Genomic DNA, 13,777 nt, shown 5'->3' on the forward strand with positions numbered 1-13,777 from the left:
TCAGCGCGCACCCAGCTGGTGCGCGCGGGCGTATTCCACCAGCTCGACCAGCGTGCGCACGGCCAGCTTTTCGAAGATGCGGGCGCGGTACGTGGAAATGGTGTTCACCGACAGCGCCAGCTGTTCGCCGATGGCCGACACCGATTTGCCGGCCACCAGCAGCTGCAGCACCTGGAATTCGCGGTTGGACAGCAGCTCGTGCGGCGGCCGCGTGCTGTCCTGGCGCACGGTGTGCGCCAGCAGCTCGGCCACGGCCGGCGTGACGTACATCCGGCCAGCGGCCGCATTGACCAGTGCCGCCAGCAGTTCGTCCGGGTCGCAGCCCTTGTTCAGGTAGGCATGGGCGCCGGCGCGCAACGCCCGCACCGCGAACTGGGATTCCGGATAGACCGACAGCATCACCACGCCCAGCGCGGGATGGTCGGCGCGCACCGTCTTGAGTACGTCCAGGCCGTCGCGTTCGCCCAGCGCCACGTCCAGCACCATGGCGTCGTAGCGTTCCTGGCGCAGCGCGCGCAGGGCGGCGGGGGCGTCGGCGGCCTCGCCCACCAGGCCGACGCGCGGGTCTTCCTGCAGGATGCGGGCCAGGCCGCGGCGGATGATCAGGTGGTCGTCGACGATCAGCAGGTTCAGGGGCATGGCGCCGTTTCCTCAGGCCGTTTGCGGGGTCAGGCGCAGGCGGGCGCGCATGCCGGCGCCGGGGGCGCTGTCCAATTCCAGGTCGCCGCCGATGGCCCGGGCGCGCTCGCGCATGCCCAGGATGCCGAAGGTCTGCCGCGTTTCGGGCAACTGCATGCCCACGCCGTCGTCCTCCACCGCCAGCAGCAGGCCGTGTTCGCCCCAGACCGCGCTGACGCTGACGCTGCGCGCCCGCGCGTGGCGCTGCACGTTGGTCAGCAGTTCCTGCACGATGCGGTAGACGGCGATCTCGGCAGCGGGCGCCAGGCGGCGGCATTCCGTGTCGGGCGGGCACAGATAGCGGCATTGCAGTCCGCTGCGCGCCTGCAGGTCCTGCAGCAGGGTTTCCAGCGCCGCCCACAGCCCCAGGTGGTCCAGCACCACCGGCCGCAGGTCGTTGAGGATGCGGCGGGTGGCGTCCATGGCCGTCTGCGTCACCTCCAGCATGCGGTCCAGGTGGGCCTGCAGGGGCGGTTCGGCCGCCAGTTGTCGGCGCAGCCAGTTCAGGTCCAATTGCAGCGCGGTGAACGAGGCGCCCAGGTCGTCGTGGATGTTGCGGGCGATGTGGGCGCGCTCTTGCTCGCGCAGCGTGCTCAGGTGCGAGGCCAGCCGCCGCAGCGATTCATGGGCGGCGCTCAGTTCGGCCGTGCGCGCCTGCACCCGCGCTTCCAGTTCGGTCCGAGTACCCTGCAATTCGCGCTCGATGCGCTTGCGCGCGGTAATGTCCGAAAACGTCACGACCGCGCCCACCACCTCCTGGTCGTTGCGGATCGGATACGAGGCGTACTGGGCGTCGAAGCAGGAGCCGTCGCGCCGCCACAGCACCTCGTCGTCGACCCGTTCGCCGCGGCCGTCGCGAAAGGCCTTGAAGATGCGGCAGTCATGCACCGGCAACAGGCTGCGGTCGGCGTGCGAATGGTGGATCAGGTAGTGCATGTTGCGGCCCACCACCTCGTCCGGGGTGTAGCCCAGCATTGCCGCGCCGGCGCCGTTGATGAAGATGCAGCGGCCCCGCAGGTCGATGCCGTAGATGCCTTCGCCGGCCGATTCCAGCAGCATTTCCAGCTGGCGGCGCCAGGCCGCGTGGTGCGACAGGTGTTTCAGATCCGCGAACATAGCCGTTTGACGGGCCTGTCCGGCCCGTTTCCCCTGTTTCGGGCGATGTTCACCCTGTTTTTCTGTCCGGGCAGTGTACGGCAGGCGGGCCCGTTTCAACGCATTTATCAAACACACCGTTCCGCCAGGCCGAACAAGCGGGGTCCGGCGGGCGGGTAAAATCCAGGGTTGTCCACCACGCTGGGAGCAAGAGTGCAGCCGGTCATATCAGTTCAGGGCCTATCCAAGCGATACGCCTCGGGATTCCAGGCGCTGAAAAGCGTCGACCTGGAAATCCAACGCGGCGAGATCTTCGCCTTGCTCGGCCCCAACGGGGCCGGCAAGACCACGCTCATCAGCATCATCTGTGGCATCGTCAACCCGACCGAAGGCCGGGTGCTGGCCGACGGCCACGACATCCTCACCGATTTCCGCGCCGCGCGCACCGCCATCGGCCTGGTGCCGCAGGAAATCTCCACCGACGCCTTCGAAAGCGTGTGGAACACGGTGACCTTCAGCCGCGGCCTGTTCGGCAAGCCGGCCAACCCCGAATACATCGAGAAGGTGCTGCGCGACCTGTCGCTGTGGGACAAGAAGGACAGCCGCATCATGGCCCTGTCCGGCGGCATGAAGCGGCGCGTGATGATCGCCAAGGCGCTGTCGCACGAACCCAAGATCCTGTTCCTGGACGAACCCACCGCCGGCGTCGACGTCGAGCTGCGGCGCGGCATGTGGGAGATGGTGCGGCGCCTGCGCGAGAACGGCGTCACCATCATCCTCACCACCCACTACATCGAGGAAGCCCAGGAAATGGCCGACCGCGTCGGCGTGATCCGCAAGGGCGAGATCATCCTGGTCGAGGAAAAGGACGCGCTCATGGCCAAGCTGGGCAAGCGTCGCCTGACGCTGACGCTGAAGGCGGCGCTGCCGGGCATCCCGACCGCGCTGGAACCGTTCCACCTGGCACTGTCGGCCGACGGCCGCCAGCTGGTCTACACCTACGACAACCAGGGCGGCGGCGAGATCTCCGGCCTGCTGCGCCGCCTGACCGAACTGGACATCGAATTCACCGACCTCAATTCCTCGGAAAGCTCGCTCGAGGAAATCTTCGTCAGCCTGGTGCACGGACAATCATGAATTTCTACGCAATCCGCGCCATCTACCGCTTCGAAATGGCCCGCGCCTGGCGCACGCTGATGCAGAGCGTGCTGTCGCCGGTGATTTCCACCTCGCTGTACTTCGTGGTGTTCGGTTCGGCCATCGGTTCGCACATGGTGCAGATCGACGGCGTCAGCTACGGCGCCTTCATCGTGCCGGGCCTGATCATGCTGTCGCTCCTGACCCAGAGCGTGGCCAACGCCTCGTTCGGCATCTACATGCCGCGCTTCTCGGGCACCATCTACGAGATCCACTCGGCGCCCATTTCGTACCTGGAGATCGTCGCCGGCTACGTCGGGGCGGCGGCCAGCAAGTCGATCATCCTGGGGCTGATCATGCTGGCCACGGCGCGCCTGTTCGTGCCGTTCGAGATCGCGCATCCGTTCGCGATGCTGGGCTTCCTGCTGCTCACGGCCGTCACCTTCAGCCTGTTCGGCTTCATCATCGGCGTCTGGGCCGACGGCTTCGAGAAGCTGCAGATCATCCCGCTGATGATCATCACGCCGCTGACCTTCCTGGGCGGCACCTTCTACTCCATCAAGATGCTGCCGCCGTTCTGGCAGGCCGTGACGCTGTTCAATCCGGTGGTGTACCTGGTCAGCGGCTTTCGCTGGGCGTTCTATGGCGTGGCCGACGTCAACGTCGGCATCAGCGCCGCCATGACGCTGGTGTTCCTGGCGGTCTGCCTGGTGGTGGTGCGCTGGATCTTCAAGACCGGCTATCGCCTGAAGACCTGAGCCGTGCCTTGGCGCGGCCGCCCGCCAGGGCGGCCCGCGTCCGGCCGGCGCATCGCGCCGGCGCGTATTTGACGGCGTGTCTTCGATTACGCCGCCGCCAGAGGCGCCTGGCGCGCCAGCCCGCCATGGGCGTCCAGCAGGCGCTCGCGCCAGCCGGCCACGGGATCGTCGGCCGCCAGCAGTTCCAGCGCGCTGGTGCAGCGCGCCCACATGAAGAAACCGAACACCGCGTAATCCGCGTAGGCCGGCTGCTGGCCGGCCAGGTATGGCTGCCGCGCCAGCATCTGGCGCAGCGGCAGCAGCGAGGCGCGCAGGGCCGCCAACTGTTCCTCCTGCACGGCGGGCAGGTCTTCGAGCGGGCCGAAGCGCTTTTCGCGGGTGTGGCGGAAGTAGTCCTTGTCCTTGGCGTCGATCAGCGCGTGGATTTCCGGCAGCAGCAGGCGCGCCAGCGTCGGCACCAGCGTGGTGTCGGCCCAGCTGTTGGCGAACAGGCTCAGCGCGCGGCCGGTGTCGCCGCCGAACAGGGACGGGCGTTCGGGGAAAGTGTCTTCCAGATAGCAGGCGATCTGCCAGGAGTCGCTGATCACGTGGTCGCCGTGCACCAGCACCGGCACCAGCTTCTGGCCCGAGAATTCGATCGCTTCCTTGTCGGTGAAGCGCCACGGCACGGTGTTGGCGGACAGCCCCTTGTGGGCCAGCGCCATGTGCGTTTTCCAGCAATGGGGGCTGAAGCGCAGCGTCGGGTCGGCGCCGGCCAGGTCGTACAGGGTGAGATCGGGGGTCAAGATGCCGCGCTCCTTGGAAGTATCCCGGACAGGTTCGACTAGGATACCGCCAAGGCGCGGCGAAGCGGGAAAAAGGGGCGGGCCTACTGTACGGTCGCGCCGGCCTTGCCCATCTTCATCAGGCGCTCCTTGAGCTGCGGGTTCTGCTGCACGGCGTGGCCGATGCCATTGAACTCCTCGACGGACAGACCGTCGGCCTGCACCAGCTTGACCATCTTGGCGTCGGCTTCCTGGATCACTTTCTGCTTGGCGTCATCGGTCTTGGCGGCGTCGACCTTGGGACGGTATTCGTCCACCACGCCCGATACCTTCTGCGAAGCCGACGCGAAGCGCTGCAGTTGCTGGTCGGTCGGTTGCACCGCCGCCGGCGCCATGGGCGTCTGGCTGGCCGGCGGGGCGTTCTGCGCCAGGGCGGGGGCACCGGACAGCGCGGCCGTCAACATGATGGCCGACAGGATTGCGGTTTTGGAATGCGGCATGAAACCTCCTTGTTCCGGATGAGAGTCCGACCATGATGGCAAGGCATGCCGGGAGGCTTCAAGTTTCGCAATGTGTTTTCCTGTGTCGGCGGGCCACGGACCGACCCGCCGCGCACAGGAGAGCGGCGCCCGGAGGCGCCGCGGAAACGTTTACGCGCAATTCTGTGACGTCTTTAAACGGGGGCGTGACCCTTTTTAGACGAGTTCGAGCGCGATCGCGGTGGCTTCGCCGCCGCCGATGCACAGCGTGGCGACGCCGCGCTTGCCCTGGGTGGCCTTGAGGGCGCCCAGCAGCGACACCATGATGCGCGCGCCCGATGCGCCGATGGGGTGGCCGACCGCGCAGGCGCCGCCATGGATGTTGACCTTGTCGCGCGGGATGCCGTGTTCCTTCATGGCGGCCATGGTGACCGCGGCAAAGGCCTCGTTGATCTCGAACAGGTCGACGTCGGCGGTCTTCCAGCCGACCTTGTCGTAGAGCTTCTTGATCGCGCCCACGGGCGCGGTGGTGAACCATTCGGGTTCCTGCGCGAAGCTGGCGTGGCCGACGATGCGCGCGATCGGCTTGCAGCCGAGCTTGCTGGCCGTCGATTCGCGCATCAGGACCAGCGCGGCGGCGCCGTCGGCATTGCCCGACGAGGAGGCGGCCGTGATGGTGCCATTGGCGGCGAAGGCCGGCTTGAGCGTGGGGATCTTGTCGACGTTGAGCTTCTGCGGGCGCTCGTCCTGCTCGATCACCGTGTCGCCCTTCTTGGACTTGATGGTGACGGGCACGGTTTCCCATTTGAGCACGCCGTCGCGGGCGGCCTGCTGCGCGCGCGAGACGGATTCCACGGCGAAGGTGTCCTGCTCTTCGCGGGTGAAGCCGTACTTGGCGGCGCAGTCCTCGCCGAACGTGCCCATGGCGCGGCCCACCTGGTAGGCGTCTTCCAGGCCATCGAGCATCATGTGGTCGTACATCGTCGCGTGGCCCGCGCGATAGCCGCCGCGCGCCTTGGTCAGCAGGTAGGGGGCGTTGGTCATGGATTCCATGCCGCCGGCCACCACCACGCCATAGGTGTCGGCGATGATGCCGTCATGCGCCAGCATCGCGGCCTGCATGCCCGAGCCGCAGACCTTGGACACCGTGATGGCGCCCACCGACGACGGAATGCCCGCCTTGATCGAGGCCTGCCGCGCCGGCGCCTGGCCCTGGCCGGCCTGCAGCACGTTGCCCATCAGCACCGCGTCGACCTGCGCGGGCTTGAGTCCGGCGCGTTCGAGCGCGGCGCCAATGGCGATGGCGCCCAGCTCGTTGGCCGACAGCGTTGAGAATTCGCCCTGGAAGGCGGCCAGCGGGGTGCGCACGGCACTCACGATAACGATGGGATCAGACATGTGAACGCTCCTTGAAGACAGGGAAAAACCGTCAGGGGAAGATGCTTCAATGACCAATTTCCAAGGCAGTATAGACGTGGCCTTGTGCGCTGCGATAGCCGCATTGGAAGAGGTGACCCGGCCCGAATTCCGCGGTGGCCGCGCGCAGCAGGCGCAGTTCCAGGCGTTGCGCCGCCGGATCGATACGAGTGATGGTGACGTCGGGAAAATCGAACGCCACGCGCGTGAGCGGCTGCATGCATTTGTAGAACGCTTCCTTGGCCGAGAACAGCAGCGTGGCGAACTCGGCGCGCGTCAGCGCGCCCGCGTCGAAGTGGCGTTCCTCCGGCCGCATGCAGATCGATTCGATGGCCTCGACCGCGGAGGCATCGGCAATCGCCTCGATGTCGATGCCGATCGCGCGCACGTCACGCCGGCGCGCCACCGCCACGCCCACCAGCCGCCGGCTGTGGCTGATTGATCCGACAAAGCCGTCGGGCCAGATGGGTGAGCGGTCTTCGGCCACGCCGACCTGCGTGACGGGCGCGTCCAGCGAGGCCAGCAACTGCGCCGCCAGCCGCCGGCCCGCCTGGAATTCGGCCTGCCGGCGCTGGCCTGGCGGCAGGCCGCCGGGCGCGGTGGCGCCGGGGGTGATCCATGCCAGCCGCTGCGCCAGGCGGGCGCTTAAAGGGAGCGCGGGCAGCGGCTCGATCCGGCCGTCGGTCATGGCCGGCCGCCGCGGAGGCGAGGGGCGAAAAAGGATGTCGCGAGCAGGTGCATGAAAGAAATGAAACGCCGTTGGAACGCACCGTGAAACGGCCGGGAAAACCCGCTTGAAACCGCTGGAAAAAGCCCATTCCAGGTGCCGAAAGCTTCTTATACACTGGCGCCTCGAAGCCCGCACGGACAAGATGCGGGCCGCCACAAAAGCGCGGCGGATTCCGTTGCGCAACGGCAAAACCGGCACGCTATCCGGGGAGACAATATGAGTGACTTTCACCTGACATTGCTCGCCTTCAAGGAATCTCCCGCGCCGCAAGTGATCTGCAGCGCGCGCAAGATCTCGGAATGCAATCACTCCTTCGCGAATCTGTTCGGCTACACGCGCAGGGAACTGGTGGGCAAATCGATTCTGCAGCTTTATCCCTCGCTGTCCGATTTTCACCAGATCGGCCAACGCTGCCTCAAGCACCTGGAAAGCAATTGCTACTACGAAGACGAGCGCTTCATGCAGCATCGCAGCCGCGAGGTGTTCTGGGCGCGGGCGCGCGGCATCACCATGACCCCGGAGGACCCCTTTGACCTGATGGTCTGGAGTTTCGAGCGCATCGCAGAAAACTGCCTGCGCACGGCCAACCTGACGCGGCGCGAGCGGGAAATATCCGCTTACGTCGCCAACGGCCTGAGCTGTAAGGAGATCGCCATGCGGCTGGATATCTCCTACCGCACGGTGGAGGTGCATCGCGCCCGCATCATGCGCAAGCTGGACGCGAAGAACACCGCCGAACTGGTATCCAAGATCATCCTGGTCGACAACATGGCGTGACCGGCGCCGCGCGTTCCGCTTCATTTTCCGAGCATCATCTCTGGCAGGATGGTGACGATGACCGGGAAGAAGAACAGGATCAGCGTGGTGACCACCTCCATGATGACGAACCACCAGGCGCCGTGGAAGATCCGCGTCAACGGCGTCTGGCGGTCTATGCCCGCGATGACGAACACATTCAGCCCGACCGGTGGCGTGATCAGGCCGATCTCGCACATCTTCACGGCCAGGATGCCGAACCAGATCGGGTCGAAGCCCAGCGACACCACCGTCGGGAACATGATCGGCAGTGTGATGACCAGCATCGAGAAGGCGTCCAGGAACATGCCCAGGGGGAAGTAGGCCAGCAGCATCAGCCCCACCACCAGCAGCGGCGGGATGTCCGAGGACACGATGACCTCGGCGATCTGCTGCGGAATCTGCACCAGGCTCAGGAACAGGCTGAAGATGCCCGCGCCCAGCATGGTGAACAGGATCATCACGGTGGTGGTGATCGCGTTGCGCAGGCTTTCGACCAGCTTGCTTCGCAGCTCGCCGCGCGCCTGCCGGGCGCACAGCAGCATGATGAACGCGGCGAACGCGCCGACCGCGGCGGCCTCGGTCGCCGTGACGAAACCCAGGTAGATGCCGCCCAGCACGATCACGAACAGCACCAGCACCTGCCAGCCATTGCGGATCGACCGGACGCGTTCGCCCCAGGGGCTCTTGGGCAGCACCGTCGCGGCCATCTGCGGCGACGCGCTGATGACGCGGATGCCCAGGATGAACACCAGCGTCGACAGCAGGCCCGGCAGCACCCCGGCCACCAGCATCTTGCCGGCCGAGACTTCGGTCAGGGCCGCATAGAAGATCAGCAGCACGCTGGGCGGGATCAGCACGCCCAGCACGCCGCCGGCCGCCACCGCGCCGGCCGACAGGCGCGGGTCGTAGCCGGCGCGCTTCATCTCGGGAATGGCCACCGCGCCCACCGTCGCCGCGGTGGCCACGCTGGAGCCGGAGGTGGCGGCGAAGCCGGCGCAGGTCAGCACGCTGGCGATGGCCAGCCCGCCCGGCATGTGGCCGACCCATTTGCGCGCCACGTCGAACAGCTTGCGTCCCACCCCGGCGTGGTGGGCGAAGGCGCCCATCAGGATGAACAGCGGAATGACGGTCAGCAGGTAGGAGGCCGACTGCGCGTAGGAATACGATTTGAGCCGGTTCAGCACGAAGGCGCTGTCCTCGACCAGGATCAGGCCGGTGATGCCCGCCAGCGCCAGCGCGGCGAACACCGGCGCGCCCAGCAGCAGGAACACGAAGATCAGGCCGGTGGCGACCAGCGTTATGGTGACGTCGTCCATGGAGAAGTTTCCCGCGGGAGTTATCAGTGCGAGGCCAGCGCCGGCGTGGCGCGGGCGACGGGTTCGGCGCGGCACAGGCTGCAGCCGGCCTGCGCCAGCATCTGCAGCGCGCCGAACCACAGGCCGATGGCCACGATGGCCTTGGTCCACCAGATCGGCACTTCGGCGTAGCCCCAGCGGAATTCGCGGATCTCGATCGACTCCAGCGCTTCGCTGGTGGCAGGATAGGCCAGCGTGGCCAGCACCAGGGCGGCGGCGAGCCAGGCCAGCGCATCCATCCATTGCGCCACGCGCGGCGGCACCTTCTTGTGCAGCAGCGTGACGCGGATGTGGGCGTCGTCCATCTGGGTCCAGCCCAGGCCGAGGAACACGATCACCACCAGGCTCAGTTCGGACATCTCGAACACGCCCGGGATGGAGTGGCCGTAGATGGCGCGCACGACGGCGTCCAGCGTGATGCCGAACATCAGGAACAGCAGGAACAGGGTGGCGATGGCGCCGAACAGGTTGGAGAGGGCGCGCAACACCGCGCCCAGGCGGGAGGAATAGTCCATGGATGCTCTGCCGGTGGGCGGCCCGGCGCGTTGGCCGGGCCGCGGGGAAGGAAACGGCCGTCAGGCCTCGGCGGCCAGTTCGTCGAAGCGCTTGAGGCTGCCTTGCCTGTCGTACTTGGCGATGGCGTTGTTCACCAGGGTCTGCATCGCCAGGCCGTCCAGGCCGGCGGGCTTGGCCACCCGGTCGACCCAGCCGTCGGTCTGGGCCGGCTGCACCAGCGCCCGCGCCTGGTCCTTCTCGGCCTGCGGCAGGGACGAGAATTTCGTGCCCTCGGCCTTGGCGGTCTTGACGTACTGGCGCGCCGCGGCCTCGTAGATGCGGGCATATTCGCCGCCATAGATCTCGCCGACGATCTGGTCGCTGACCTGCTTGACCGGGTCGGGGAAGTTGTTCCACACGCGGGCGTTGATGATGGTCGCGGCCGGGCCGTGCGGGCCGTCGCCGATGTCGGTGAAGTACGGCGCGATCTCGTGCAGCTTGTAGGCCACCGCGGTGATGAAGTCGAAACCGTAGACCCCGTCGAGCACGCCGCGTTCCAGCGCGGTGTAGACCTCGGGCGCGGCCATCGGCACGGCGGTGCCGCCCAGGCGTTCGATGACCTCGTTGGCGGCGCCGTAGCCGCGGATGCGCTTGCCGCGGATGTCCGCGATCGAGTTGATCGGCTGGCGCGTCACCAGCGGCGCGTAGTACCAGTTGGTCCAGTACAGCACCTTGCTGTTGTAGCGGCGTTCCCATTCATCGCGCAGGGGCTGGTATTCGGCGTAGACGTCGCGGCACAACCATTGCAGCGCGTCCGAGCGGTGCATGCGGTAGTACCAGTCCAGCCCGCGCGTGACCGGCAGCTGCGACTGGTAATAGCCCGGCGAGATCAATGACATTTCCGAGGTGCCGTCACGCACGGCCGACAGGTGCTCGCCCACCTTGTTCAAGGACTGCGCCCAGTAGCGGCGCACCTTGACCGCGCCGTTGGTGCGGGTTTCGAGCTGCTTCAGGTACCACTCGTCCAGCCGCGACGGGCCCGAGGTCTCGCTGATGTAGCTGTCGAACTTGAGGGTGACCGGGCGGGCGGCGGCGGCCGCGCGGCCGGTCCAGATGGCCGGGGCCGAGGCGCCCGCCAGCAGGCTGGCCGCCTTGATGAAATCGCGTCTTCTCATGCTCTCCTCCTTGGGGGATTCCGGCTTCTGGTGCGCCGGTTGATCGGCCGGGCCTGGCGGCGGCCCTAGCCAGTGGGTTCGGCGCCGCGCAGCGCGTCGCGCAATGCCGTCTTGAGAATCTTGCCGTAGCTGTTCTTGGGCAGTTCCTCGTGGAATACGTAGCGCTTGGGCTTCTTGAACGAGGCGATCTCGCCGCGGCACCAGGCGTCCAGTTCCTCGGGCGCCAGCGTCGCGCCGGGCCGCGACACCACGAATGCCACCACTTCCTCGCCCCATTGCGCGCTGGGGGCGCCGACCACCGCCACCTCGCGCACGCCGGGGTGCCGGGCCAGCGTTTCCTCGACCTCGCGCGGGTAGATGTTGGAGCCGCCGGAAATGATCACGTCCTTGCTGCGGTCGGTCAGCGTCAGGAAGCCCGAGGGGTCGAGCCGGCCGATATCGCCCGTGCGCAGCCAGCCATCCACCAGTGTCTCGGCGGTGGCGGGGTCGTTGCGCCAATAGCCCTGCATCACGGCGTTGCCGCGCACCAGCACCTCGCCCTCGGTACAGAACGGCACCGCCCGCAGCGCGGCGTCGACCACGCGCAGTTCCATGCAGCTTTGCGCGGTGCCAACCGAGGCCAGGCGCGCCGCACGCTCGGGGTGGGCGGCGTCGGCGATCACCTCGCGCGACAGGGCGGTGATGGTCATGGGGCTCTCGCCCTGGCCGTAGATCTGCACGAAGCGCTGGCCCAGCACCGACAGCGCCTCTTCCAGGTCGGCCAGGTACATCGGCGCGCCGCCGTAGATGATGGTCTTGATGCCGCGGCCGTCGTGGCCGCCGGCGCGCGCCTGCTCCACCAGGCGCTTGATCATGGTGGGCGCGGCAAAGAACGACAGCGGACCGGTCTGCTCGGCCAGCGCGAAGATCTCGGCGGACTCGAAGCCGCGCGATTCGGGCACGATGTGGCGCGCCGCCTTGCGTACGTACAGCACGTGGTAGAGCCCGGCGCCGTGGGACATGGGCGCGGCGTACAGCATGCCGTCGCCGGGCTCCACGGTTTCGACGTCGACCGCGTAGCACAGGCCCATGGCCACCAGGTTGCGGTGGCTCAGCATTACGCCCTTGGGCCGGCCGGTGGTGCCGGAGGTGTAGAACAGCCAGGCCAGCGCATCGGCGGCCAGCGCCGCGGGCGGGGCCCAGGGCCGGGCGCCGCGCAGGCGGCCGCGTAGCCGGCGCCGTCGATCTCCAGGTGGCGGCAGCCCGCTGGCAGGCAGTCCGCCGGCAGGTCGTCGAGCCGGTCGGTGAAGACCACGCTGACGTCGGCGTTGGCGGCGATCCAGCCGACCTCTTTCGGATGCAGCTTGGGGTTGATGGGCACCGCCACCGCGCCCAGCCACCAGGCCGCGTACAGCAGCTCCAGGTATTCGACGCGGTTGCGCGCGAACAGGGCCACGCGGTCGCCCGGGGCCAGGCCGTGCTCGCGCCGCAGCCAGTCGGCCAGGGCGGCGGCGCGGCGGGCGAAGTCGCGGTAGGTGGCGTGCAGCCGCAAACCGCGGTGGAGGGCCGGCCGCGCGCCGTGTTCCAGCGCGGCCGCCTGCAACCAGTTGGCGATGTTCATGCCGTCACGCCCGCACGGCTTCGAGCACCGACGCGTAGTTCGCGACGGCCATGCCACCCATGTTGAAGACCAGCCCGAGTTCGGCGCCGGGGCATTGCATGTCGCCGGCGCGGCCGGTCAGCTGGCGGTAGGCCAGCGCGTGCATCGAGACGCCGGTGGCGCCCACCGGATGGCCCTTGGCCTTGAGCCCGCCCGACAGGTTGACGGGCAGGTCGCCGTCGCGCCGCACCGTGCCTTCGGCCAGCACGCGGTGGCCTTCGCCCGGCGCGGCCAGGCCCATGGCCTCGTAGATCAGCAGTTCGGCGATGGTGAAGCAGTCGTGCACTTCGGCGAAGTCCAGGTCCTGCAGCTGGATGCCGGCGTCCGAGTAGGCGCGCTGCATGGCGCGGTGCGGCCCCTCGAAGGCCAGCAGGTCGCGGCCCTCCAGCGGCAGCATGTCGTTGACCTGGGTGGCGGCGCGAAAGCGCACCTGGCGCGCATAGCGCGGCGCGCGCCGCTCGCAGGTCAGGACGACGGCGGCGGCGCCGTCGCTGATGGGCGAGCAGTCGGTCATGCGCAGCGGCGATGCGATCATGGGATTGCGTTGCGAGATCGTGTTGCAGAAGTCGGCGTCCAGCTCGCGCCGCAACTGCGCCAGCGGATTGCGCAGCGCGTTGGCGTGATTCTTGGCGGCGATGGCGGCCATGACCGGCAGCGGATCGGCATAGCGTTCGGCGTATTTCTCGGCCAGGCGCGCGAACTGCTGCGGGAAGCTCATGCCGCTTTCTCGCGGGTCGTTCTTGTAGCCGGCGCCGGCCAGGGCCTCGGTCACTTCCGGGGTGGTGCGCGACGTCATCTTCTCGACGCCGATCACCAGCACGGTACCGGCCGTGCCCGACTGGATCGCGCGCAGGCCGGCGTGGATCGCCGCGGATCCCGAGGCACAGGCGTTCTCGCAGCGGGTGGCGGGCTTGAAGCGCAAGGCGGGATGCGCCTGGTGCACCAGCGAGGCGGGAAAGGCGTCGGGCACCAGTCCCGCGTTGAAATGCCCCAGGTAGATGGCATCGATCTCGGCCGGGTCGACGCCGGCGTCCTCGATCGCCTCGTTGGCCGCCATCACGATGAGTTGCTCAAGATTCAGAGCGTCCAACTTGCCGAACGGCGTATGGCCGCTGCCCACGATCGAAACGCCCGAGTGATCGAACATGTCCTCTCCCCATGCACGGTGATGTGCGGCGGTGGTGTGCTTGTGCGAATCAAGTGTAGGACTGCCTCAATACGTATCTCTATACGTGCATCCACGTATGCGAATACGTAG

The 13,777-nt window shown here is 67.6% G+C and carries 15 protein-coding genes; 3 read left to right on the top strand and 12 right to left on the bottom strand.

All coding sequences use genetic code 11. From position 1 onward, the window contains the following. Window positions 1–639, bottom strand: a complete 639-nt coding sequence (locus tag I6I07_RS17900) for a response regulator transcription factor (RefSeq protein WP_198483101.1) — start codon at window positions 637–639, stop codon at window positions 1–3. Between the two features lie 12 nt (window positions 640–651). After that, complete coding sequence (locus I6I07_RS17905) at window positions 652–1,794, bottom strand: PAS domain-containing sensor histidine kinase (RefSeq protein ID WP_198483102.1); 1,143 nt, start codon at window positions 1,792–1,794, stop codon at window positions 652–654. Between the two features lie 192 nt (window positions 1,795–1,986). Here I6I07_RS17905 and I6I07_RS17910 point away from each other — a divergent pair, with 192 nt between their 5' ends. Beyond that, a complete protein-coding gene (locus I6I07_RS17910) occupies window positions 1,987–2,910 on the top strand; it encodes an ABC transporter ATP-binding protein (protein ID WP_198483103.1) in 924 nt (307 codons plus the stop codon). Further along, a complete protein-coding gene (locus I6I07_RS17915; protein ID WP_198483104.1) occupies window positions 2,907–3,668 on the top strand; it encodes an ABC transporter permease in 762 nt (253 codons plus the stop codon). Before I6I07_RS17910 ends, I6I07_RS17915 begins: the two co-directional genes overlap by 4 nt. Window positions 3,669–3,754: 86 nt before the next feature. On the opposite strand, the gene I6I07_RS17920 is transcribed toward I6I07_RS17915, so the two are convergent. From I6I07_RS17920 to I6I07_RS17935, 4 genes are all read right to left on the bottom strand, one after another. Beyond that, window positions 3,755–4,453, bottom strand: coding sequence for a glutathione S-transferase family protein (locus tag I6I07_RS17920; RefSeq protein WP_198483105.1), 699 nt, complete (start codon window positions 4,451–4,453; stop codon window positions 3,755–3,757). A gap of 83 nt (window positions 4,454–4,536) precedes the next feature. Then, window positions 4,537–4,932 carry a DUF4168 domain-containing protein gene (locus tag I6I07_RS17925; protein WP_198483106.1) on the bottom strand — a complete coding sequence of 132 codons (396 nt, stop codon included), beginning with the start codon at window positions 4,930–4,932 and terminating at the stop codon, window positions 4,537–4,539. 195 nt (window positions 4,933–5,127) lie between these two features. Continuing rightward, complete coding sequence (locus I6I07_RS17930; protein WP_198483107.1) at window positions 5,128–6,309, bottom strand: acetyl-CoA C-acyltransferase; 1,182 nt, start codon at window positions 6,307–6,309, stop codon at window positions 5,128–5,130. 46 nt (window positions 6,310–6,355) lie between these two features. Next, entirely contained in the window at window positions 6,356–7,288 is a 933-nt protein-coding gene (locus I6I07_RS17935; RefSeq protein ID WP_198483108.1) for a 4'-phosphopantetheinyl transferase family protein, read from the bottom strand. On the opposite strand from I6I07_RS17935, the gene I6I07_RS17940 reads away from it, so the two are divergent. Beyond that, window positions 7,274–7,834 (top strand): LuxR family transcriptional regulator, encoded by a 561-nt coding sequence (locus tag I6I07_RS17940; RefSeq protein ID WP_198483109.1) that lies wholly within the window; start codon window positions 7,274–7,276, stop codon window positions 7,832–7,834. The two genes, I6I07_RS17935 and I6I07_RS17940, sit on opposite strands and share 15 nt — an antisense overlap. 20 nt (window positions 7,835–7,854) lie before the next feature. Here the strand turns inward: I6I07_RS17940 and I6I07_RS17945 are convergent, their stop codons facing one another. From I6I07_RS17945 to I6I07_RS17965, 6 genes are all read right to left on the bottom strand, one after another. Continuing rightward, window positions 7,855–9,171 carry a TRAP transporter large permease gene (locus I6I07_RS17945; RefSeq protein ID WP_198483110.1) on the bottom strand — a complete coding sequence of 439 codons (1,317 nt, stop codon included), beginning with the start codon at window positions 9,169–9,171 and terminating at the stop codon, window positions 7,855–7,857. 23 nt (window positions 9,172–9,194) lie between these two features. Further along, the gene (locus I6I07_RS17950; RefSeq protein ID WP_198483111.1) at window positions 9,195–9,725 is read right to left on the bottom strand and encodes a TRAP transporter small permease subunit; all 531 of its coding nucleotides are present in this window, start codon (window positions 9,723–9,725) and stop codon (window positions 9,195–9,197) included. 60 nt (window positions 9,726–9,785) lie between these two features. After that, window positions 9,786–10,880: a TRAP transporter substrate-binding protein DctP gene (gene dctP / locus I6I07_RS17955; protein WP_198483112.1), complete on the bottom strand. Its 1,095-nt coding sequence runs from the start codon at window positions 10,878–10,880 to the stop codon at window positions 9,786–9,788. 65 nt (window positions 10,881–10,945) lie between these two features. Continuing rightward, entirely contained in the window at window positions 10,946–12,079 is a 1,134-nt protein-coding gene (locus tag I6I07_RS17960) for a class I adenylate-forming enzyme family protein (protein ID WP_420094590.1), read from the bottom strand. Then, window positions 11,977–12,480: an AMP-binding protein gene (locus I6I07_RS31915; RefSeq protein WP_420094508.1), complete on the bottom strand. Its 504-nt coding sequence runs from the start codon at window positions 12,478–12,480 to the stop codon at window positions 11,977–11,979. Before I6I07_RS31915 ends, I6I07_RS17960 begins: the two co-directional genes overlap by 103 nt. A gap of 4 nt (window positions 12,481–12,484) precedes the next feature. After that, window positions 12,485–13,666 carry an acetyl-CoA acetyltransferase gene (locus I6I07_RS17965; protein WP_198483113.1) on the bottom strand — a complete coding sequence of 394 codons (1,182 nt, stop codon included), beginning with the start codon at window positions 13,664–13,666 and terminating at the stop codon, window positions 12,485–12,487. Window positions 13,667–13,777: the final 111 nt, after the last annotated feature.

Origin of the sequence: Achromobacter deleyi, from assembly GCF_016127315.1 — a bacterium.
Taxonomy (GTDB): domain Bacteria; phylum Pseudomonadota; class Gammaproteobacteria; order Burkholderiales; family Burkholderiaceae_B; genus Achromobacter; species Achromobacter insuavis_A.

What these genes read in the sequence shown, in the direction of transcription:
- I6I07_RS17900 (WP_198483101.1), bottom strand. Translation starts at nt 639, where the DNA reads ATGCCCCTGAACCTGCTGATCGTCGACGACCACCTGATCATCCGCCGC.
- I6I07_RS17905 (WP_198483102.1), bottom strand. Translation starts at nt 1,794, where the DNA reads ATGTTCGCGGATCTGAAACACCTGTCGCACCACGCGGCCTGGCGCCGC.
- I6I07_RS17915 (WP_198483104.1), top strand. Translation starts at nt 2,907, where the DNA reads ATGAATTTCTACGCAATCCGCGCCATCTACCGCTTCGAAATGGCCCGC.
- I6I07_RS17925 (WP_198483106.1), bottom strand. Translation starts at nt 4,932, where the DNA reads ATGCCGCATTCCAAAACCGCAATCCTGTCGGCCATCATGTTGACGGCC.
- I6I07_RS17930 (WP_198483107.1), bottom strand. Translation starts at nt 6,309, where the DNA reads ATGTCTGATCCCATCGTTATCGTGAGTGCCGTGCGCACCCCGCTGGCC.
- I6I07_RS17940 (WP_198483109.1), top strand. Translation starts at nt 7,274, where the DNA reads ATGAGTGACTTTCACCTGACATTGCTCGCCTTCAAGGAATCTCCCGCG.
- I6I07_RS17945 (WP_198483110.1), bottom strand. Translation starts at nt 9,171, where the DNA reads ATGGACGACGTCACCATAACGCTGGTCGCCACCGGCCTGATCTTCGTG.
- I6I07_RS17950 (WP_198483111.1), bottom strand. Translation starts at nt 9,725, where the DNA reads ATGGACTATTCCTCCCGCCTGGGCGCGGTGTTGCGCGCCCTCTCCAAC.
- dctP (WP_198483112.1), bottom strand. Translation starts at nt 10,880, where the DNA reads ATGAGAAGACGCGATTTCATCAAGGCGGCCAGCCTGCTGGCGGGCGCC.
- I6I07_RS31915 (WP_420094508.1), bottom strand. Translation starts at nt 12,480, where the DNA reads ATGAACATCGCCAACTGGTTGCAGGCGGCCGCGCTGGAACACGGCGCG.
- I6I07_RS17965 (WP_198483113.1), bottom strand. Translation starts at nt 13,666, where the DNA reads ATGTTCGATCACTCGGGCGTTTCGATCGTGGGCAGCGGCCATACGCCG.